The 21,524-nt window shown below is 60.9% G+C and carries 17 protein-coding genes and 1 pseudogene; 12 read left to right on the top strand and 6 right to left on the bottom strand.

Going from position 1 to position 21,524, the window contains the following annotated elements:
- Positions 1 to 102: 102 nt before the first annotated feature.
- Positions 103 to 1,029, bottom strand: a complete 927-nt coding sequence (locus ACRC4F_RS21865; protein WP_438661211.1) for a LysR family transcriptional regulator — start codon at positions 1,027 to 1,029, stop codon at positions 103 to 105.
- A gap of 97 nt (positions 1,030 to 1,126) precedes the next feature.
- Between ACRC4F_RS21865 and ACRC4F_RS21860 the strand changes: the two genes are divergently transcribed.
- The 5 genes and pseudogenes from ACRC4F_RS21860 (at position 1,127) to ACRC4F_RS21840 (ending at position 8,352) form a co-directional block, all read left to right on the top strand.
- Complete coding sequence (locus tag ACRC4F_RS21860; RefSeq protein WP_438661210.1) at positions 1,127 to 1,966, top strand: helix-turn-helix domain-containing protein; 840 nt, start codon at positions 1,127 to 1,129, stop codon at positions 1,964 to 1,966.
- Positions 1,967 to 2,281: 315 nt separating this feature from the next.
- Positions 2,282 to 4,108: pseudogene (locus tag ACRC4F_RS21855) on the top strand (DUF1302 domain-containing protein).
- 11 nt (positions 4,109 to 4,119) lie between these two features.
- Positions 4,120 to 5,457 (top strand): DUF1329 domain-containing protein, encoded by a 1,338-nt coding sequence (locus tag ACRC4F_RS21850; protein WP_438661209.1) that lies wholly within the window; start codon positions 4,120 to 4,122, stop codon positions 5,455 to 5,457.
- Positions 5,458 to 5,620: 163 nt separating this feature from the next.
- The gene (locus tag ACRC4F_RS21845) at positions 5,621 to 6,970 is read left to right on the top strand and encodes a DUF1254 domain-containing protein (protein WP_438661208.1); all 1,350 of its coding nucleotides are present in this window, start codon (positions 5,621 to 5,623) and stop codon (positions 6,968 to 6,970) included.
- A complete protein-coding gene (locus ACRC4F_RS21840) occupies positions 6,967 to 8,352 on the top strand; it encodes a DUF1254 domain-containing protein (protein ID WP_438661207.1) in 1,386 nt (461 codons plus the stop codon). Before ACRC4F_RS21845 ends, ACRC4F_RS21840 begins: the two co-directional genes overlap by 4 nt.
- A gap of 122 nt (positions 8,353 to 8,474) precedes the next feature.
- Here ACRC4F_RS21840 and ACRC4F_RS21835 read toward each other — a convergent pair whose 3' ends face one another.
- The gene (locus tag ACRC4F_RS21835; protein WP_438661206.1) at positions 8,475 to 10,448 is read right to left on the bottom strand and encodes an alkyl/aryl-sulfatase; all 1,974 of its coding nucleotides are present in this window, start codon (positions 10,446 to 10,448) and stop codon (positions 8,475 to 8,477) included.
- 138 nt (positions 10,449 to 10,586) lie between these two features.
- Here ACRC4F_RS21835 and ACRC4F_RS21830 point away from each other — a divergent pair, with 138 nt between their 5' ends.
- The 6 genes from ACRC4F_RS21830 (at position 10,587) to ACRC4F_RS21805 (ending at position 15,934) form a co-directional block, all read left to right on the top strand.
- Positions 10,587 to 11,255 carry an ABC transporter ATP-binding protein gene (locus tag ACRC4F_RS21830; protein ID WP_438661205.1) on the top strand — a complete coding sequence of 223 codons (669 nt, stop codon included), beginning with the start codon at positions 10,587 to 10,589 and terminating at the stop codon, positions 11,253 to 11,255.
- Position 11,256: 1 nt separating this feature from the next.
- Entirely contained in the window at positions 11,257 to 13,728 is a 2,472-nt protein-coding gene (locus ACRC4F_RS21825; protein WP_438661204.1) for an ABC transporter permease, read from the top strand.
- On the top strand, positions 13,718 to 14,773 hold the full coding sequence (locus ACRC4F_RS21820; protein WP_438661203.1) for a lipocalin-like domain-containing protein: 1,056 nt from the start codon (positions 13,718 to 13,720) through the stop codon (positions 14,771 to 14,773). The genes ACRC4F_RS21825 and ACRC4F_RS21820 overlap by 11 nt, the downstream gene beginning before the upstream one ends.
- A 62-nt stretch (positions 14,774 to 14,835) precedes the next feature.
- Positions 14,836 to 15,078: a hypothetical protein gene (locus ACRC4F_RS21815; RefSeq protein WP_438661202.1), complete on the top strand. Its 243-nt coding sequence runs from the start codon at positions 14,836 to 14,838 to the stop codon at positions 15,076 to 15,078.
- Positions 15,079 to 15,089: 11 nt separating this feature from the next.
- Positions 15,090 to 15,263 carry a hypothetical protein gene (locus ACRC4F_RS21810; protein ID WP_438661201.1) on the top strand — a complete coding sequence of 58 codons (174 nt, stop codon included), beginning with the start codon at positions 15,090 to 15,092 and terminating at the stop codon, positions 15,261 to 15,263.
- Positions 15,264 to 15,349: 86 nt separating this feature from the next.
- A complete protein-coding gene (locus ACRC4F_RS21805; RefSeq protein WP_438661200.1) occupies positions 15,350 to 15,934 on the top strand; it encodes a hypothetical protein in 585 nt (194 codons plus the stop codon).
- A 175-nt stretch (positions 15,935 to 16,109) separates the two neighbouring features.
- Here the strand turns inward: ACRC4F_RS21805 and ACRC4F_RS21800 are convergent, their stop codons facing one another.
- The 4 genes from ACRC4F_RS21800 to ACRC4F_RS21785 all read right to left on the bottom strand — a co-directional run bounded on the left by ACRC4F_RS21800 (position 16,110) and on the right by ACRC4F_RS21785 (position 19,275).
- Positions 16,110 to 16,391 carry a hypothetical protein gene (locus ACRC4F_RS21800; RefSeq protein ID WP_438661199.1) on the bottom strand — a complete coding sequence of 94 codons (282 nt, stop codon included), beginning with the start codon at positions 16,389 to 16,391 and terminating at the stop codon, positions 16,110 to 16,112.
- Positions 16,392 to 16,537: 146 nt separating this feature from the next.
- The gene (locus ACRC4F_RS21795) at positions 16,538 to 17,641 is read right to left on the bottom strand and encodes a DNA alkylation repair protein (RefSeq protein WP_438661198.1); all 1,104 of its coding nucleotides are present in this window, start codon (positions 17,639 to 17,641) and stop codon (positions 16,538 to 16,540) included.
- A gap of 25 nt (positions 17,642 to 17,666) precedes the next feature.
- Entirely contained in the window at positions 17,667 to 18,278 is a 612-nt protein-coding gene (locus ACRC4F_RS21790) for a glutathione S-transferase (RefSeq protein WP_438661197.1), read from the bottom strand.
- Positions 18,279 to 18,354: 76 nt separating this feature from the next.
- Entirely contained in the window at positions 18,355 to 19,275 is a 921-nt protein-coding gene (locus tag ACRC4F_RS21785; RefSeq protein WP_438661196.1) for a MurR/RpiR family transcriptional regulator, read from the bottom strand.
- Positions 19,276 to 19,586: 311 nt separating this feature from the next.
- Between ACRC4F_RS21785 and ACRC4F_RS21780 the strand changes: the two genes are divergently transcribed.
- Positions 19,587 to 21,524 carry a bifunctional 5-dehydro-2-deoxygluconokinase/5-dehydro-2-deoxyphosphogluconate aldolase gene (locus ACRC4F_RS21780; protein ID WP_438661195.1) on the top strand — a complete coding sequence of 646 codons (1,938 nt, stop codon included), beginning with the start codon at positions 19,587 to 19,589 and terminating at the stop codon, positions 21,522 to 21,524.

Genomic DNA, 21,524 nt, shown 5'->3' with positions numbered 1-21,524 from the left:
CGAGCCTGCTCGCGATAGCGGTGTGTCAGCTAACGCTGAGGGCACTGACACACCGCAATCGCGAGCAGGCTCGCTCCCACAGGGTTGGGGTGTTGCGGGTTTTTATTGCGCCGGGTCCACCGCCAGCAAGCGCTGGTCCACCGCCAGCACCGCATCGACCATCGCCAACGCCGCCGGTGTCAGCGAGTAGCCGGAGCGGCTGACGATGCCGTAATGCAGCTGCAGGCCGGGGTCATCGCTGGGCACGTCGACAAAATCCAACAGGCGAATGAGTCCTTGTTCGGCCGGTTCAGCGAGGGCTTCCATGGTCGCGATGCCGACGGCGTCAGAGCGCATCACCACCCGGCGGATCGCATCGAATTGCGCGCATTCGACGCTGGGGTTGAAGTCCGGCTCGCCCTGCACGTCAGCGAGGATCTTGCGGATCATCGGCGGAATTCGCGTGCCGACCACGGCATAGCCGAGCAGGGCACGCAGCGTCAGGTTTTCCTGTGACGCCAACGGGTGATCGATCCGGCAGAAGAACCGCCCGCGCCGGGGTCGCAGCAGTTGCACCTGATACTGCGGATCGCCGGTGAAGTAACGCGAATCGGCCACCAGGAATTCGATCTGCTGCTCGCGCAGCCACAGCGCCAGTTGCTCCCAGTCGCCAAGGTGGAAACTCGTGCGAATCGCCGGATGCGCCTGGATAAACTCTGCCAACGCCTCAGGCACCAGCAGCTGCGCCGGATAAGGGCCGCAGCCGAAATGAAGTTCGCCACCCGTCAGGCCATTGTATTGGGTCAATTCGTTGTGCAATGCCTGACTGCCGGCCAGCAGACGCCGGGCGTGTTGCAACACCAGTTCGCCCTGACCGGTGAGGCGGAACTCGCGACTGCTGCGTTCCACCAGCGCGCAATCGAGGTCCCGTTCGAGGGTCTGGATGCTGCGGCTGAATGCCGGTTGGCTGAGGTTGATCGCCTCGGCGGCGCGGCCAAAACTGCGGTAATCGGCGAGGGCCACAAGGTGGCGAAGCTGGCGTAAGTCCATCATGCGTCTCCTGCATTTTGCGGATACTTTTAATGCATTTGATCGATACCACGACGACTGGCATAAGTACAACCCTGTCTTCTCGCCGTAGCCTGCCATGCCTGATCAAACCTTCGCTTCCAGTGCGTTTACCCGAACCATTCTCAACCATGCCCGGCAGTCCGGTATGTGCCAGGACCAGTTGCTGCAGCGCGCCGGCATCAGCCTGTTGTGGCTGGACGGGCAGGGTCAGCACATCCCCGCGCACCTGGTCGAACAGCTGTGGCACGAATGCGAGCGCGCGGGCGCTGCTGCCACATTCGGCTGCGAACTGGTCAACGGTATGGCGACCACCTGTCTGCAAGGTTTGAACATCCTGCTCGACTCCGCCGCGACCTTGCGTGCCAGCCTGGCCTGTTTTACCGGGTTCCTGCCGCGGGTGACCAACTACGTGGTGGCCGAACTCGAAGAGGTCGACGGGCAGGCTCGACTGCACCTGCGCGCCGCCCACGGGCAGCCGCACTTTTATGGTCTGGACGCCGCGACGTTGACCCTGGTGCGCAACATCGCCCGGCGTGTCGGGCGGACGCCGGGGGAGGTGTTTGTCGGTGTCAGCCTGACACCGCAACAAGCGGCGGGAGACTGGTTGCGCAGCGTTGGTATCGAGGTGCACGTGGGCGCGCATCCGTGCCTGAAACTGCCGTCGGCCAGCCTCGACCAACCCTTGCTCGGTGCCAATCCGTTTCTGCATCAAAGCATGCTCCGCCACTGGCAAACCGAGGCTGCGCAACACGCACGCAGCGACAGCCTGGACATGGCGCGGCACTGGCTGACGGCCGGTGACCAACCCATCGAACGCATCGCCGAACGCCTCGGTTACCGCCAGCCAAGCAACTTCATCCGGGCCTTTCGCAAACAGTTCGGCATCACGCCCAAGCAGTTCCGCCTCTCTCTGTGACCACCGCTGTGCTGTGTAGCAGCTGTTGAGCCCCAGCACTGTGGCGAGGGGATTTATCCCCGTTCTGCTGCGCAGCAGTCGTGAAATCAGGCGATTCGGTGTGTCAGAACGCCCGCGTATTCAGGTGTCACGACTGCTGCGCAGCCGAACGGGGATAAATCCCCTCGCCACAGCTCGACAGCTGCTACGGGGCGGTTGTGCATCAAAGACACCGAGAAGTCAGTGATGATTATTTTTTGTCGGCCATCGCTTGCGTGTCGCGGTGGATTGTTGGGCACCGTGTCCGGGCTGAGTAATCCTGACCGGAGCCTGATAATGATAAGAACAAGCTCGGCCACAGCCGCAGTCCTCCAGCGACCGCATCGGCTTGGCCACACCCGCCCGCAGCCCCTTGCGCTGGCGATTCTTGCTGTCATGGCAAGCCCGAGTTACGCCACCAGTTTTGACATCAACGAAGACTGGAGCCTGTCGACCAAAACCACGCTGTCCGTGGGCAGCAGTTGGTCGACGCAGAACCCCGACAAGAGCCTTATGACCCGCGCCAACGCGCTGCAAGCCCAAGGCGTGCGCGCCAACGGCAGCAGCGTCAGCGCCGACGATAACCGTCTGAACTTCGAAAAGGGCGACCCCATCTCACAGACCTTCAAGGGCCTCACCGATTTCAGTCTCGATGGCCAGGGCCAGGGCGCGTTCATGCGCTTCAAATACTGGTACGACCACGCCTACGAAACCCGCAAAGGCCGGTTCAAGGATTTCGACGATTCGGGCTGGGACGACCTGTCGAAGTTCAAGGGCTTCGAGATGCTCGACGCCTACGTCTGGAAGGACTTCCAGGTCGCCGAACATCCATTGAGTGTGAAGGTCGGCAACCAGGTGTTGTCGTGGGGCGAGTCGCTGTTGATCCAGAACGGCATCAACGTGATCAACCCGCTGGATGTCTCGGCGTTCAACCGTCCGGGCGTGGAAATCAAGGAAGGGCAGCTGCCGGTTGAGATGGTGTCGTTCAGCTTCGGCCTGACCGACAGCCTCAACCTTGAAGGCTTCTATCAATACAACTGGCGCCCCAGCGTGCTCGACGGTTGCGGCACGTTTTTCGCCAGCAGCGATGCGATCCAGAAAGGCTGCGGACCCTTGTATTTGAGCCAGGTGCAGACCGATCAACAAATGCAGGCGGCGGGCTTGTACGCCACCTCGCGAGGCAACGAATCGCCGTCCGATAACGGCCAGTTCGGCTTCGCCCTGCGCAATATGATCCATGCGCTGAACGATGCCGAAGCCTCGATATATTTCATCAATTACCACTCACGGTTGCCGTATTTCACCCTGGATGCGAGGAACACCAGCCTGCCTGGCACCTTCCCCGGTGGCATTCAGGCGCCGAGCTACGCGGCGGCGTTTCCGGAAAACATCCGCCTGTATGGCATCAGCCTGAATGGCGTCGAACCCAACAGCGGAATTTCCCTGGCCGGTGAGTTGAGCTATCGGCCGAACATGCCACTGGCAATCAACGCACCGGACATCAACGTCGCGGTGATTTCCGGGCCGGGCGGCAGTTCCTGGGTCGACCTGCCGCCGGGTTTCAACACCAACCGCGGCAGTCGCTATGACGGTTGGGTGCGCAAGGGCGTGTGGCAGATGACCGGCTCGGCGACCCAGGCCTTCGACCACATCCTGGGCGCGACCCGTTTGAGCCTGTTCGGTGAAGCCGGCGTCGTGCACATCGACGACCTCGGCGACGAGCGTCTGGGGCGCAACGCCGCGTTCGGCCGCAGTGCGCCGCGCAACGGCACGGCCTGCAACACCGTAGCCTCTGGCGTGACCAATCAGTACTGCACCGACAAGGGGTTCGCCACCGATTGGTCGTGGGGTTATCGCCTGCGCGCAAGCCTCGAGTACAGCGACGTGTAGCCCGGGATCAACCTGATTCCGGCGGTCAACTGGCGGCATGACGTCTCGGGTTATTCCTACGACCCGCAAGGGCCGTTTCAGGAAGGTCAGCAAGCGCTGGGCCTGAGCCTGACCGGCGTTTACATGAACGATTACAGCGTGGAACTGGCTTACAACGCGTTCTTCGGTTCCAACGACTACAGCACCCTCGACGACCGCGACTTCGCATCCGTCAGCTTCAAGGCAGACTTCTAAGGAGAACCGTTATGCGTATGCAAATGTGCGTGCTGGCGCTGGCCTGCACCGTCGGCCTGGTCCAGGCCAAAGGCACCGATTCCGCCGCCCTCGGCAAAACCCTGACCCCGATGGGTTCGGAAATGGCGGCCAACGCCGACGGCAGCATTCCGGCCTGGAGCGGCGGACTGGCAAGTAACGCCGGCACCGTCGACAGCAAGGGCGGTTACAGCGATCCGTATGCTGCTGAGAAGCCGTTATTCACTATCGATTCAAAGAACGTTGCGCAGTATCAGAAGTTTCTCAGCCCCGGTCAGATCGCCTTGTTCAAGCGTTTTCCCGACAGCTACAAGATGAACATTTACCCGACGCACCGCAGCGCCAATCTGCCCAAGGATGTGCTGGCGCAGAGCCGCGACAATGTCGGCAAAACCAGCCTGGCCGACGGCGGCAACGGTTTGCACGATTACGCCCGGGGCATTCCGTTCCCACTGCCCACCGAAGGTCTGGAGGTGATGTGGAACCACATGACCCGCTATCGCGGCGGCAGTTACGAGCGCATCAGCAGCTCGGCATTGGTGCGTGAAAACGGCGCCACCAGTTACGTGCGCAACCAGTCGCTGATCAACTTCGCCGATACCGTGGGCGGGCTGGAAACGGGCGCCAATATCCTGTTCATGTTCAAGAGCCGCGTGCTGGAACCGGCACGTCTGTCCGGCGAAGCGGTGCTGGTGCATGAGCCGATCGACCAGGTCGCCGAGCCGCGTTCGGCGTGGCAATACCTGCCGGGCCAGCGTCGGGTTCGTCGCGCGCCAATGATTGCGTATGACAACAGCGCCCGTTACAGCAACGGCCTGATCACCGCCGACAATATCGATGGCTACAACGGCGCACCGGACCGTTTCGACTGGAAACTGATCGGCAAGCAGGAGCTGTTCATCCCCTATAACAGCTACAGGATCGGCAGCCACGGGCTCAAGTATGACGAGGTGATCAAACCCAATCACATCAACCAGGACCTGGCGCGCTACGAGAAACACCGGGTGTGGGTGGTGGAAGCCACGCTCAAGCCCAACGCCCGGCACATCTATGCCAAGCGCCGGTTCTATGTGGACGAGGACAGCTGGCAGATTGCGCAGTCGGACCAGTACGACAGTCGCGGTGAACTGTGGCGCAGCGGTGAGCTGCACGCGATTCAGCAGTACGACCACGGCTTCACCTACAACGTGCTGGAAACCTCCTACGACCTGATTTCCGGCCGCTACTACGCCGGTGGTCTGGCCAACGAAGAGACTGAGCCGATGCGCGTCGGCTTCGCTGCCAAAACGGATGACTACACCCCCTCGGATTTGCGCCGCTGGGCTAAGTAGCCCCGCCTGCCACTACCACAGAACATCCCCCGTGGGAGCGAGCCTGCTCGCGATAGCGATGTGTCAGTCAACGAAGATGTTGAATGTAATGGCCTCATCGCGAGCAGGCTCGCTCCCACAAGGGTTTCGGTGTTTTCCAGTTTTATCTACAAGGAGATCTGCCGTGCGCTACTGGATATCCGCTCTGGCCCTGGGCGCAAGCCTGGGCACGGTTCACGCTGCAACCCTCGATTCAACCCAGGCCAAGGCACTGGCGCAAGAGGCTTACGTTTTTGCCTTTGCCACCGTCGAGCACGACAAAGTGCTCACCGCCATCGCCGCCAGATTGCCGTTCAACCGGCTCTACAGCGAACCGCGATTGCTCGGGCCGCAGGACAACAAAGTGGTGTCGCCGAACAACGACACGTTCTATTCCCGGGCCTTGCTCGATCTGCGCGGCGAGCCCGTGGTGCTGCAAGTGCCGGCGGTGGAAGGGCGTTACTTCAGCTTTCAACTGGTCGACATGCGCACCGACAATCTCGATTACATCGGCACTCGCGCCACGGGCAGTAAGATGGGGCGTTACCTGATCGCAGGTCCGGACTGGCAGGGCGACATGCCTGCGGAAATCAACGGCGTGATTCGCTCACCGAGTCGGCTGGTGTTCTTGCTCGGGCGCACTGAGGTCAAGGGCGACGCCGACCAGAAGGACGCGGCGAAGGTGCTGACGGGCTATGCGCTGCAACCGTTGTCCAAGGTGGTCGGTGGCGCGGTGCCTGAAGCGTTGCCCCCACTGCAATTGCCGCCGTATCAGGACACGAAACTAGGGGCGGCGCAGGCACTGTTCGGCACCTTTAATGCGCTGGCGTCGCTGCATGAATGGACACCCGCTGAACGCTTGAAGCTGCAGCGTTTCGCCGCGATTGGCGTGGAGCCCGGCGCGGCCTTCAAACCGCCGACGGATTTGATCGAAGCGATTGCTCAAGGCGCAGAGGCCGGCCGCGAACAAGTCCGTGCCGCCTCGAGCCAGCTATCGGTGGAGCAGCAGGGCTGGTTCCGCTCACCGACCAATGTGGGCAAATTCGGCGACGATGATCTGACCCGTGCGGCGGTGGCCTGGCGCTATATCTACGCCAACGACCCGGTGGAAGCGATCTACCCGATGGCGTTGCACGACAAGCAGGGCCAGACGCTGGACGGCCGCAACACCTATCGCCTGCATTTCCCCGCCGGACAGTTGCCGCCGGTGAATGCCTTCTGGTCATTGACCCTGTATGACGGCAACACCCAATTGCTCGCCGCCAACCCGATTTCGCGTTACGCATTGGGCGATCGCAGCCCTGACTTGCACTACGACGCTGACGGCGGCCTGACCCTGATCCTGCAACCCAACGCGCCAACGCAGGCGCAGCTGGGCAACTGGCTGCCGACGCCTGATGGGCCGTTCAATCTGTTACTGCGCTTGTACCTGCCAAAACCCGGGGCGCTGGACGGCAGTTATCGGCTTCCGACAATCGCGAGGGTTGAGCCATGAGCCTGGTCTTTACCCGTCGTCGCGTGCTCGGTGGCCTGGGTGTGCTGGGAGGCAGTCTGATGATTCCACGCTGGTTGTGGGCCGCCGACGCGGATGACACTCGCGCCATCGCACGGGAGGCGTGGATCTACGCCTACCCGATGCTGATGCACTATCAGACCCTGGAAAAACAGTTGCTCAATCCTGCCGCGCCAGAGTACGTCGGCGGGTTCAATCGCTTCCGTCATTACAGCGAGTTGTACACTCCGAAAAACCGCGAAATCGTCACGCCGAACAATGATACGCCGTACTCCTGGGCATGGCTGGATCTGCGCAGTGAACCGCAGGTGCTGAGCGTGCCGGCGGTTGACGATGATCGTTACTACGTTCACCAGTTGGTCGACCAGTACACCCACAATTTCGGCTACGTCGGCGTGCTCAGCACCGGACGCGAGGCGGGCGATTACCTGATCGTCGGGCCTGACTGGCAGGGGCCGACACCCGCCGGAATCAAGGCCGTGCTGCGCAGCGAGACCGAAATCGTCATGGTGCTGGGGCGTACCGGATTGAAAAACGCCGATGACTTGCCGGGGGTGCGTGCGGTGCAGCAGCAGTATCGATTGCGTGCACTGCATGACTTCACCGGCAGCCCGGAACCCATCGCGGCCCCCGCGATTGCGTGGCCGCAGTGGGACAGCAAAACCGGGTTGGGGCCGTCGTTCATCGCGGCGCTGAATCAAATCCTCACGTTGTGCCCGACGCATCCCTGCGAGGCGGCATTGCGCTCACGATTCGCGCGTATCGGCATCGTGCCCGGTCAGGGTTTTGATGTCGCAGCGTTGCCGGTGGAAACGCGCCAGGCATTGATCGCCGGGATTGAGGATGCGCAGGCGCAACTGCAAGCAGCGGTGAGCCAGGTGCGCACCACCTTCGGCCTCTTTGGCACCCGTGAAGCGTTGCGGGGCAACTACCTCAACCGGGCGGTCGCCGCGCACGTCGGCATCTACGGCAACAGCGTGGAAGAGGCGTTTTATACCGGCACCCGGCAGGACAAGCAGGGCCAGCCGCTGCAGGGTGGTCGTCATTACCAATTGCGCTTCGCGCCGGGGCAGTTGCCTCCGGTCAGCGAGTTCTGGTCGTTGACCCTGTATGACCTGCCGGACCGGCAGCTTGTTGCCAATTCGATTGACCGTTATTGCCTGAGCAGTCGCAATCAGTTGCAGGCGGATGCGGATGGCGGGCTGACGCTGGTGATGCAGCCTTCGGCACCGCCAGCGCCGAGCAACTGGTTACCGACCCCGGCGAGCGGCGCGTTTACCCTAGTGTTGCGCTTGTACGGGCCGGGGCCCCGGGTGATTGCGCAGGAGTGGCGGATGCCTGCGGTCGAAGTAACACCTGCGTAGCCAGGACTAAAGCTATCGCGAGCAGGCTCGCTCCCACAGTTGATCGTCGTTGAGCACAGATTTTGTGTTCACCGGAGATCCAGTGTGGGAGCGAGCCTGCTCGCGATGGGAGCGACGCGGTTTTATGGCGTCACGATATTGAACTGCGGACTGAAGCTGTCCAGGCTCGTCAGCAACTCCCCAAGCTTCTTCCCGTTCCCTTGCAACTTGATCAACCCTTTCTGCATCGCCGTCGGGAAATCCAGTTGCTTGAGGCTGATCTGCTCCAGCGTTGCCTTGCTCAAACTCACACTGGCATCTGCCGCCGGATTCAGCCCCACACGATGCGTCAGCACCCCATTGCGCAAGGTCAGGTTGAACACCTTGTTCTGATCCTCAAACGTCCAGTTCAATGTGAGGTCATGGCCGACGGCTTTATCGCTGTCGAGACGAATCGCCAGGTAATCAAAAAACATCTCCGGCGTCATCGCCCGCACCATGTCCACCGACACCGAACTACCGGCGTGTTGCGGCACACCGCTGCGCAGTTCCATCGCCCCGGTCAGGTAGATGTTGCGCCAGATCGCGTTCTCGCTTTGATAGCCCAACTGCTCCAGCGCATCCGCCTGGGCGCTGTGGCCTGGCACATTGTCCGGTTCGGCAAACATCAGCTGATTGCCCAACTGCGCCGCCCAGCGGTAGTCACCCTTGGCCATCGCTGCGCGCATCTTCTCGACGACCGCAGCGCCACCACCCATGGCCTCGACGGTACGCTTGGCCGTCTCGACCGGAGGCATCGGATTGAGGTTAGCCGGGTTGCCGTCATAGAAACCCATGTAACGCTGATACACCGCCCGCGAGTTGTGGCTGAGCGAACCGTAGTACCCGCGGGTGTACCACTTCTGGTCGAGATCGCCGGGCAGTTTCTGCATGTTTTCGGCGATTTCCATTGGCGTCAGGCCCTGGTTCAACAGGTGCAAGGTACGGTCGTTGAGAAACGCGTACATGTCGCGCTGATCGGCGAGGAACGTGCGAATCCGCTCACCGCCCCAGGTCGGCCAGTTGTGTTGGGCGAACAACACATCACTCTTGTCGCCATAACGCGCCAGGCTGCTGTCCAGGTATTGCGCCCAGGCCTTGGCGTCGCGCACGGGCGCACCGCGTGGGGTGAGGATGTTGTGCATCATCTGCGTGGCATTTTCGGCCATGCACAAGGCGCGCAACTGCGGCAGGTAAAGGTTCATCTCCGACGGCGCTTCAGTGCCCGGGGTGAGCTGGAATTCCACCTCGATGCCGGCGATGGTGCGGGTTTCCAGTTCATTGCTGATCAGGTCGGTTGGCTCGATCAAGGTGATGGTGCCGCCGGTAGGCAGGCTCTTGCCCATGCCCGAATCTACCTGGCCTTTCTCGCCACGGGGCAGCAGGCTGCCGAACTGGTACTGCGCGCGGCGGCTCATGGCGTTGCCGGCGTAGACGTTCTCGCTCATCACGTGTTCCATGAACCCGGACGGTGCGAACACCTTGACCTTGCCGGCCTTGACGTCGGCTTCGTCGATCACCCCGCGTACGCCGCCGAAGTGATCGACGTGGGTGTGGCTGTAAATCACCGCCACCACCGGTTTCTGCGGGCGGTTCTGGTAGTACAGCGCCAGGGCGGCCTTGGCGGTTTCGGCCATGGTCAGCGGGTCGATGATGATCAGCCCGTCGTCACCTTCGATGAGGGTCATGTTGGCGACATCGAGGCCGCGCACTTGGTAGATTTTCGGGCTGACTTCGAACAACCCGGCGTGCGCGCTGAGCTGGGCCAGGCGCCACAGGCTCGGGTTGACCGAGGAGGGTGCCTGATCCTTGTCGAGGAAGTCGTAAGCCGCAATATCCCAGATGACCTTGCCGGATGCGTCCTTGACCTGGCCCTTGAACGGCGCGATCAGACCGCGACTGACCGATTCGAAATCGGTGCGGTCACTGAAAGGCAGGTGCTGCAGCACGGCGGCGTTTTGGGTCGAGGTGATCGGACTGGCATCGGCCGGTACATCGGCGGCGTAAACCGATTGCGTCAGGCACACCGTGATCAGGCAGGCCAGCAGGCCACGAGGGCTCAAAGTGAAACGAGGCATGGCATCTCCGTTTTTTATCGTTATGGTTAGACCAGTCTCGAGGTTAGGACGACGCTCGGTCAGGGCAGCAATCCGCAACGGACAAAAACCATGCAAGGCCGCTATCCTTGCCTCCACGTTCCTCAAACGGGTTTACCCATGCTTCAGGTCCAGGGCGTTTTCAAAAGCTACGCCACTCCGCAAGGTCCACTGCCGGTGCTGCAAGGTGTCGACCTGACGCTGAAACCCGGCAGCAGCCTGGCGCTGATGGGCGAGTCGGGCAGCGGCAAGAGCACCTTGCTGCACTTGATCGCCGGGCTGGACAAGGTCGATCAGGGCAGCATCCGCAGTGGCGAGCATCGGCTGGACCAGATGAACGAAGGACAACTGGCGAATTGGCGGCGGACTGAAATCGGGCTGGTGTTCCAGCAGTTCAACCTGATCGGCAGCCTGCGGGTCGAGGACAATCTCGCGTTTCAGGCGCGGCTGGCGGGGCGGCATGATCCGCGCTGGCAGGCGCATCTAGTGCGGCGATTGGGGTTGGGTGATTTGCTGCGGCGTTATCCGGAACAGCTGTCCGGCGGGCAACAACAGCGCGTCGCGTTGGGCCGCGCCCTGGCGTCGCAGCCGAAATTGCTGCTGGCCGACGAGCCCACCGGCAGCCTCGATGAAGCCACCAGCGATGAAGTATTGAAGTTGCTGCTGGAATTGCTCGACGACAGCCCGACCACCTTGTTGATGGTCACGCACAGTCATCGCGTTGCCGAACGGCTGGCAGAAAAAGTGGTGCTGCACCGCGGCCGTCTGGCTGGCGCGGGCGAGCGCTGAGGTGCGAGTTTTTCGCGAAACGCTGCGGGCGCTGCTCAGTCACTGGCGGCAGCACCCGGTGCAATTTTTCAGTGTGCTGACTGGGCTCTGGCTCGCCACCAGCCTGCTGACCGGCGTGGAGGCGCTCAACAGCCAGGCGCGGGAAAGTTATGCCCGTGCCAGTCAGTTAATCGGCGGCGAACCGCAGGCCAGCCTCAGCGCCCCCAGTGGCGTGACCTTCCCCCAGCAAGTGTTTGTCGACCTGCGTCGCGCGGGCTGGCCGGTCTCGCCTGTGCTGCAAGGCCGGGTGACGCTCAAGGGCCATGAAGACCAGCGATTGCAACTGATGGGCATCGAACCGGTGTCGCTGCCGGCCGGTTCGGCGGTGGCGGGGCGATCGTTGGCAATCGAGCAGATTGTCGAGTTTTTCACCCCGCCGGGCCGTACCTGGATTTCACCGCAGACCTTGCAGACGTTGAGTCTGCATGAGGGGGAACAGCCGCTGAGCGTGAGCGGTGTGGCATTGCCGCCACTGCAGGTCCAAACCGACATGGCCCCCGGCATGTTGCTGGTGGACATCGGCTTCGCCCAGCAGATTCTCGGCCTGCCGGAGCAACTGTCGCGGCTGCTGGTGCCCAAGGATTTCAGCGCGGTATTGCCCGATCAATACAAAGGCCAGTTGCAGATCAAGACCAGCGGTGAAGAAAACAACCTGTCGCGGCTGACGGAAAGCTTTCACTTGAACCTCGATGCCTTGGGCTTCCTGTCGTTCGTGGTCGGCCTGTTCATCGTTCACGCCGCGATCGGGCTGGCGCTGGAGCAACGCCGCGGATTGCTCAGAACCCTGCGCGCCTGCGGGGTCAGCGCACGCATGCTGATCACATGCCTGGTGGTTGAACTCGGTGCGCTGGCGCTGATCGGCGGCATTGCCGGTGTCATCAGCGGCTACCTGCTGGCCAGCGTGCTGCTGCCGGATGTCGCCGCCAGCCTGCGCGGGTTGTACGGCGCCGAAGTGGCGGGGCAGTTGAGCCTCAGCCCATGGTGGTGGTTCAGCGGTGTGGGCCTGAGTCTGTTCGGCGCGCTGCTGGCCGGCGCCAGCAGTTTGTTGCGGGCGGCGCGCCTGCCATTGCTGGCGCTGGCCGATCCGCAAGCCTGGCACCAGGCCCACGCGCGCTGGTTACGGCGTCAGGGTTGGGTCGCGGCGCTGGCCGCTGTCATCGCGCTTATCGCCTTGTTCTGGGGCGACAGCCTGGCCAGTGGTTTTGTGCTGATGGCGGCGCTGTTGATCGGTGCCGCACTGGCCTTGCCGGTGGTGCTCAATATTGTCCTTAACCTGGCGTTGAGCCGCAGTCATTCGGTGCTCGGCCAATGGTTTCTCGCCGACTGCCGTCAGCAATTGCCGGCGCTGAGCCTGGCGCTGATGGCGCTGCTGTTGGCCCTGGCGGCGAACATCGGCGCCGGCAGCATGACCGCCGGTTTTCGCCAGACCTTCAGCGACTGGCTCGAACAACGCCTGACCGCCGAGCTCTACGTCAATCCGCAAAACCCGGCGCAGTCCCGAGAGCTGCACACCTGGCTCAAACAGCAACCTTCATTGACCGCCGTGCTGCCCAACTGGCAGGTGTCGATTCAGTTGCAGGGCTGGCCAGCGGACGTCTTCGGCGTGATCGACCACCCGACCTATCGTCAGCATTGGCCGCTGCTGGAAACCTTGGGTGACAATCCCTGGGACCGCTTGGCCAAGGACGATGCGCTGATGCTCAGCGAGCAACTGGCCCGGCGCTTGAAGGTGCGACTCGGCGATCACTTGACCCTTCCCACACCGGGTGGCCCGTGGTCGCCACGGATCGTCGGGATCTACGCCGACTACGGCAATCCCAAGGGCCATATCCTGGTGAATGCCAGCCATCTGCTGCGCGGGTGGCCGCAGCTCACGCCCAATCGTTTCAACCTGCGCATCGAGCCGGCGTTGATTGCGCCATTCCTCAAAGCGCTGCAAACGCGCTTCACCCTGGACGACAGTCGAATCGTCGATCAGGCGCGGCTCAAGGGCTGGTCAACGCAAGTGTTCGAACGCACCTTCGCCGCCACCGCCGCGCTCAACAGCCTGACCCTGGCTGTTGCCGGCGTGGCGCTGTTCATCAGCCTGCTGACCCAGAGCCAGAGCCGTCTCGGCCAACTCGCGCCGCTGTGGGCGCTGGGCGTGACGCGGCGGCAATTGATGCTGCTCAACCTGGGGCAAACCTGGTTGCTGGCGGTGCTGACGCTGGTGCTGGCGTTGCCGTTGGGGATCGCGCTGGCGTGGTGCCTGGACACGGTGATCAACGTGCAGGCGTTTGGCTGGCGATTGCCGTTACGGGTGTTTCCGCTGCAGCTGTTGCAGTTGATGGGGCTGGCGTTGCTCGCGACTTTGCTGGCGTCGGCGTGGCCGCTGTATTCGCTGTATCGCACGCAACCGGCGGACCTGTTGAGGACGTTTGCCCATGAGGATTAAGGTCGCTGTGTTGCTATTGGCGTTGTTGAGCGGCTGCGACAACTCGGCGCCGGACGATAAAGGCTTTGCCGGGCTCGGCGGTGAGGCGTCCGCGTTTACGCCGGTGGTGCCCGGTCGGGTCTTCAGCTTTCCGGCCGATCATGGGCCGCATGACGGTTTTCGCATCGAATGGTGGTACGTCACGGCCAATCTCAAGGACGATCAGGGCCGCGAGTTTGGTGTGCAATGGACGCTGTTTCGCAGTGCCTTGAAAGCGGTTTCGGAGCAGCCGGGTTGGGGCAATCAGACCATTTGGCTGGGGCACGCGGCCGTGACATCGGCAACGGCCCATCACGCGGCCGAACGCTACGCCCGTGGCGGCGTTGGTCAGGCGGGGGTGAGTCTGGCGCCTTTCAATGCGTGGATCGACGATTGGCGCTTCAGCAGTCAGGGCACCGATGCCTTGGCGGATCTTCAACTCAGCGCTCGGGACAAGGGGTTCAGCTACCAATTGCGGCTGACGTCCACCCGTCCACTGGTGCTTCAAGGCGACAAGGGTTTCAGCCAGAAATCCGAACAAGGGCAGGCGTCGTATTACTACAGCCAGCCGTTTTTCCAGGCCAGTGGGACGCTGGAAATTGATGGAAAGACTTATCAGGTCAGTGGTCCGGCCTGGCTTGATCGCGAGTGGAGCAGTCAGCCACTGACCGTCAATCAAACGGGTTGGGATTGGTTTTCGCTGCACCTCGACAGCGGCGAACAGGTCATGCTTTACCGTATGCGGCAAAAGGACGGCGCGCCTTACCTCACCGGAACCTGGATCGATGCCCAAGGCCAGTCGCAATTGCTGCACGCCGACGACATCAGCCTCACTCCGCAAGGCACCGCCACAGTCGCCGGGCGTGACATGCCGGTGCGCTGGTCGATCAAAATCCCCGCCAGACACCTCGACATCACCATCACCGCGCTCAACCCCAACGCCTGGATGGATTTGCGCATTCCTTACTGGGAAGGCCCCGTGCAATTCAACGGTGGTACGGGTTATCTGGAAATGACCGGGTATTGAGTCGGAACTCTCGACTGAACGACGTCCTCCTACGTTATGAAGCCCGTTCACAGGAGCCCGCCATGAGCGACGATCTCAAACCGCCTGACCTTGCCGCATGGCAGCGCCTGTTCGAAGACAAGGCTTACTGGCAGCAATCCCCCGACGCCCATTACAGCGAACTGCTGCGGGTGGCCGACGACTTGCTGGGGCAGGGCGCCATCGACCTGGAGCAATGGCAGGCCTTGAAGGCCAAGGCCGAGCAATCCCACAAAGACTCGCCCGCGGTGAACGTCGCCCAGGAAGTTGATGATCCTGAAGCCTGAGGAGAACCATCATGAAACCCCAGTCACCTGACACCACAGAACACCCCGACGAACCACGACCACCCGGCGAAGTCGAGCGCGACAACGACGCCCTGCGTCCCACCGACCCAACCCGGCGCAAGGACAGCGGGAAGGGCACCGAAAGCGGCGAATCCACCGCACAAGAAACTGCGAACACTCCCTGATCAGCGTCTATGCTGATTTGCACAGACGGCTCTGACCCATGGGCCAGAGCCGTCTGCTGCCACCAATCACAGGGAATGTACTGCTTATGAAACTCCACGCACTGACTAAAGCCATCACCCTCGCTACCTTGCTGTCTGCCACCAGCCTTGGCGCCATGGCTGCGGACATTCCACTGTCTGCCGTTGTGGAAGCGGATCAGGTCACGACCAAAGTTGTTTCGGTCGATGCGGCGAATCACCAGGTCGTCCTTGAAGGGCCGGAAGGTCGTCAGGTTCATGTGCAACTGACCGACAAGGCCAAAAACCTCGACAAACTGAAAGTCGGCGATCTAGTCGACATCGAGGTCACCAGCTCCGTCGCCGCCTACCTCGACACTGATGTCGACAAAGGCCTGCCAGGCACTGTCGAGCGTGCCGGCGAAGTCCGCGCCGCCCCCGGCAGCGACAACCCGGGCGGCGAAGCCTACCGCCAGGTGCAGGTTCAGCTGAAAATCACCAAAATTGACCTGAAGAAAAACCAGCTGACCTTCGAAAACCCTGCCGGCCAATCCAAGACCATTGACGTGGTAAGGCCCGAAGTTCAAGCAAAACTGAAAGATCTGAAAGTTGGACAGAGTGTCGTAGTGACCTACACCGACATCCTCAAAGTAACCAGCAAACACCAAAGCTGAGTATTAACTCTATATATTGATTGTTCTTGTACAACTTTTTTGTATAAGAACAATCAATTTTAATGGTCGAGCTGGTGAGTTTCGTTGTTGTCGTACAAATAATATTGGAAGTGACATTTAATTAATGTTGTATCGATAAAATTCATGTGTATGTATGCGGACAACTTCCCCGACTTCAATTAAAATACTTCCCGTTCGCCCAGTGGCAGGGCTCTTTACCAGTGCAGGGATTGCCGAGGCCATTACACTGGGCGAACACCTCCCCGAAGTTGATCTGAAAGCCAGGCAACTCCGACCGCGCGCTGCCAGGCAATAAAGTCATCCATCTCAAACTGGCAGTGTCATCGATAAACGGCATAGTCATCGCCTTCAGGGAATATATTCCTTCTGCCGTCTGGTCGGCCGACCTGGTCGCTGAAAGTTTGCTGGCCGTGAATATATAAAAACGGGTGATCATAAGATCGCCCGTTTTTTTGTTTATTCAAGGTTGTGCCTGTAGTCGTCGACCGATCACATCCAGCAGATCGCAACTGTCGCGTAGTTGAGTTGCAAGTAACTGAGCGAGTCCCGCAATAGCGTGGCGTCGCCGTGGGTGACGACAGGTTATGCGAGGATTTCGAACGACGTGCTGGCCAGTCGCTCGCCGTTCACCAGGATGTGCACGGCATGTTTGCCCACATAGTGTTTGCGAGTGGTCAGCTCCTTGATCTGCTGCCCCCGACTGACAAACTCACTACCGCCGCCAGCCAACGTCAACGCCTTGAGCTTGAACACCTTCGCCGAAGTGCTGCCATTGGCTTTGACGTAATCAATCGCGTAGTCGATTACCAGCCGCTGACTCTCTGGTACCTTGGATTTCAGCGCGAACGACAGGGTGATTTTTTCCCCCAGCCGAATCACCGCCGGTTCCACCTTCACACCAACAATCTCAACCTCAGCCTTGCCACTCGCCCCAATTATCGCGAGCGCCCGCTGATTTCCCTGCTTAATCAAACTACGCAACGCATGCTTGGCAATCCACGCCGTGTGCGTGTTCTCCAGCGCCCACCCCTCAATCAAATCCAACACCCATTCAGGATGATCCTTGGTAATGTCATTAAGGTGATTGGCCACCGACTTGCGCACGTACAGGCTGTCATCCGCCTTGAGGTTATCGAGAATCGCCGCCGCCAGTGTCGGATCACTCTGAATCTGCTCCAGCCGAAACGACCACGGCAACCGCGGCCGACTGCCTTCACTGGCCAGGCGTCGAACATGCTCATTGTCATCCCGAGACCATTCCTGCATCAGCGCCAGTGATCGCTGCAGATCGCTGCGCAGGAAATATCGAATCGCAAATTCCGCTGAACCGAACGCCGTGAAGTATTTAAGCGCCGCCATCGACTGCTCGAAGTCATGCGCGCCATACATCGCCACGTAATGCGGCAGCGAGATGCTGACGAAGCCGCTGTTCAGGCGAGGGGCGAGGGCGCGCAACACTTCGAGGGATTCGTCATAACCCAGCGGCAACACGGCGTGCAGGCTTTCGCTGACCCGCGCCATGCGCTGCATGATCGACAGATCGGCGAGGCCGTCGTTGGCCATTTTCAGGAAGGCTTTGGCGTTGAACGCCGGGTAGACCGCCGTCATTTCGGTGGCGATGTGCTTGAGGCGCTCGGCGTTGAAGATTTCCTTCAGCGCCGGGGCAGGTTGTTCGGCGGCGGTCATGGTCGGGTCCGTTCGAGGGGGCCGGTCAGGTTATCGGGGTACTGATGAAGGCCTCAAGCTTTTCTGCCTGGGCGGTGAATTCAGCAATCAGCGGGAAGCGTTCGGCATCGATCTGATCCGGTGTCACCAGTTCGGTGAAGCTCCAGGCGACGGCGAGGGTGATGCCGTCTTGTCCGATCAAGGCGTCGTTTGCCAGAGGCTGTTTTTCCAGCTCGCGCTCAAGCGCTGAATAGGCTGCGGCGAGTTGGCCTTCGACGCGCTCAACCCATGGCTGATATTGGATCTCGGCCGGGCGCAGGTTGCGTTCGTAGTAAAGCTGCACCGACTTTTCGCACGCCGCCAACCCGAGCCCGATCAGGCGCCATGCGCGTAATCGCTGCTTGAGGTCGCCGGGCATCAGGCTTTTGCCGGTGCCGGCCAAAGCTTCGAGGTAGCCGATGATCAACGTCGAGTCGATCAACACTTCGCCGTCGTCCAGCACCAGAGTGGGCGCCTTGACCACAGGGTTGATCTGCTGGAAGTGGTCGAAGTGGCGAAACACGGAAACCGATTCGTGCTCCAGCTCGATGCCCAGGTGTCTGGCAGAAATGGCCACGCGTCGCACGTAAGGCGAATCCAGCATGCCGATCAGTTTCATTGAGCCGCTCCTTCAGGTGTCCATGTCGGGATGGACTACCTTAGCTGAGGTTCGGCGACCTGCAAACGGCGCTGGGCTAATCCTCGAAACCGACCTGTTCGTGAATTTCGTCGACCTTCAATTCCAGCCGATACGCCACGGCGATAAACAGCGCCTGGCACAGGCACAACGTCGCGCTCAATGAGCGGAAGGCAAACGAACTGCCTTCATTGACCAACAACACGGTGTTGGCGCGTTTGGCCAGCGGCGACAGGTTGCTGTCGGTGATGATCAGGGTTTTCGCCTGATGGTGCTGGGCGATGCGCAGGCAGTGCTGGGTTTCCTTGCCATACGGCGTGAAGCTGATGGCGATGACCAGGTCATTGGCGCGCACGCTGCGCATCTGCTCGCGGTAGCTGCCGCCGAGGCCGGAGACCAGGTGGATGCGCTTGTTGGTGTGTTGCAGGTTGTAGACCAGGTAATCGGCCACCGCAAACGAGCGGCGCACGCCGACCACATAGATGTTGTCGGCATTCACCACCAGATCCACGGCTTTGTCGAAGGCCTGGTCATCGAGTTCCAGCCCCAGCCGCTCGATGCCGGACAGGGTCGCGTCGATGCACTCGCGGGCGAGGTCGCCGCCGCTGGCTTTCTGCGACTTGTTGGCGATCATGCTGCGAATGCGCTGCTGGTAGTTCTGCACTGGCGTGGTTTTGTGCGTGTACGCCTCGCGGAACAGGGCCTGCATCTCGCTGAAACCGCTGAAGCCGAAACGCTGGGAAAACCGCACGATGGCCGACGGGTGGACTTCGCACTCACGGGCGATGTCGCTGATGCGGTCGACCATGATGCGGTCACTTTGCTGGCTCATGTAGCTGGCGATACGTTTGAGCTGGCGCGGCAGGCTTTCGTATTCGTTGGTAATCAGCTGCAGCAGACGCTCGGCATTGATCGGGGGGCTGACGAGATCGCTGTCGGGCGTGCTCTCGGTCGTTGCCGGCTGATCGGTGCGGGACATAGGGAATCCTTCTGGCTTGTTCTTATAGGGCTGACTGGTGTGTCGTCCCCTGACAATAGGTTGGCTGTGCGCAGTCTACAGGGTAGGCCGGAATAAAATCTTGAGCTTGGGGCCGGCGTGGGGTTTGCTGAAACGATGCACTGTGTCTGGAATGGTTTTGTAAAAGTTTATTGGAAAAAATATTCCACGTAAAAATTATTTGGAATAATTATTGATTGTTCGGTCCCGGTCGTTTTAGTCTGCATCCCACCAAGAGCGTTCGGCGCCTCCATCGTCCCGGACGCAGGCTGATAAAAATAACAGGAGCCAGCATGGGCCAGACTCGTTTTGCCAGTGGGCGTCAATTGGATCTGATTTGCCTGGGGCGCCTTGGCGTCGACCTCTATGCGCAGCAAGTCGGGGCGCGGCTGGAGGATGTTTCAAGCTTCGCCAAATACCTCGGTGGATCGTCCGCCAACATCGCCTTCGGCACCGCGCGGCTTGGACTCAAGTCGGCGATGTTGAGCCGGGTAGGGGACGACCACATGGGCCGGTTCCTGCTGGAGTCCCTGGCTCGCGAAGGCTGTGATGTCAGCGGCGTCAAAGTCGATCCGGAACGCCTGACCGCCATGGTCCTGCTCGGTCTCAAGGACCGCGAAACCTTTCCTTTAGTGTTCTACCGCGAAAACTGCGCCGACATGGCGCTGCGGGCCGAGGACATCAACGAAGCCTTTATTGCCTCCAGCAAAGCCTTGCTGATCACCGGCACCCATTTCTCCACCGACGGCGTCTACAAGGCGAGCATCCAGGCGCTGGATTACGCGGAGAAGCACAACGTCAAACGGGTGCTGGATATCGATTATCGCCCGGTACTGTGGGGGCTGGCCGGCAAGGCCGACGGGGAAACCCGCTTCGTTGCCGATCAGAACGTCAGCCAGCACGTGCAGAAGATCCTGCCGCGTTTTGACTTGATTGTCGGCACTGAAGAAGAGTTTTTGATTGCTGGCGGATCCGAGGATTTGCTCACGGCGCTGCGTAATGTCCGGCGCCTGAGTGATGCAACGTTGGTGGTCAAGCTTGGGCCGCAGGGTTGCACGGTGATTCACGGGCTGATTCCAGTGCATCTTGAAGACGGTGCAATTTACCCCGGCGTTCGGGTGGAAGTGCTCAATGTGTTGGGGGCCGGCGATGCCTTCATGTCGGGTTTTCTAAGCGGCTGGCTGGAGGATGCCAGCGATGAGCGCTGCTGCCAGTTGGCCAATGCCTGCGGCGGTCTGGTGGTGTCGCGCCACGCCTGCGCCCCGGCGATGCCGACCCGCGCCGAACTCGATTACCTGTTCAACAGCCCGGTGCCGATCACGCGACCGGATCAGGATGAGGTGTTGCAGCGTCTGCACCAGGTCAGCGTGCCGCGCAAACAGTGGAGGCAGCTGTTCATCTTTGCCTTTGATCATCGTGGGCAACTGGTGGAACTGGCGCACAAGGGTGGCCGCGACCTGAGTGCTATTGGTGAGCTCAAGCAGCTCTTTATCAAGGCCGTGGAGCGGGTCGAAACCGATTTGCGCGAGCAAGGGATCGACGCTGATGTCGGCTTGTTGGCCGATCAGCGTTTCGGCCAGGACTCGCTTAACGCCGCCACCGGGCGTGGCTGGTGGGTGGCTCGACCAGTGGAAGTCCAGGGCTCGCGGCCATTGGCGTTCGAGCACGGACGCTCGATTGGCAGCAACCTGATCGCCTGGCCGCAAGAGCAGATCATCAAGTGCCTGGTGCAATTTCATCCTGACGATGAGCCGTTGTTGCGCCTGGAGCAGGAAGCGCAGATCAAGGGTTTGTATCAGGCGTCCCAGGTCAGCGGTCATGAGCTGCTGCTGGAAATCATCCCGCCCAAGGATCATCCGTCGGCGCATCCGGACGTGCTGTATCGCGCGCTGAAGCGCCTCTACAACCTGGGGATTTACCCGGCGTGGTGGAAGATCGAAGCGCAGAGCGCCGAGGAATGGAAGCAACTCGACGAGCTGATTCAGGAACGCGATCCGTATTGCCGTGGCGTGGTGTTGTTGGGCCTCAATGCACCCGCTGCGGCACTGGCCGAAGGGTTTCAACAGGCGAGCCAAAGCCAGACGTGCCGTGGTTTCGCCGTGGGCCGGACGATTTTCCAGGAACCGAGCCGCGCGTGGATGGCCGGTGAAATCGACGATAAAACGCTGATCCGCCAGGTGCAGGACACCTTCTTCGAACTGATCGATGCCTGGCGCACGGCCCGCGCATGA

Origin of the sequence: Pseudomonas sp., from assembly GCF_051660785.1 — a bacterium.
In the GTDB taxonomy this organism is placed as follows: Bacteria; Pseudomonadota; Gammaproteobacteria; order Pseudomonadales; family Pseudomonadaceae; genus Aquipseudomonas.
This window is presented reverse-complemented; position numbering and strand designations above follow the sequence as displayed.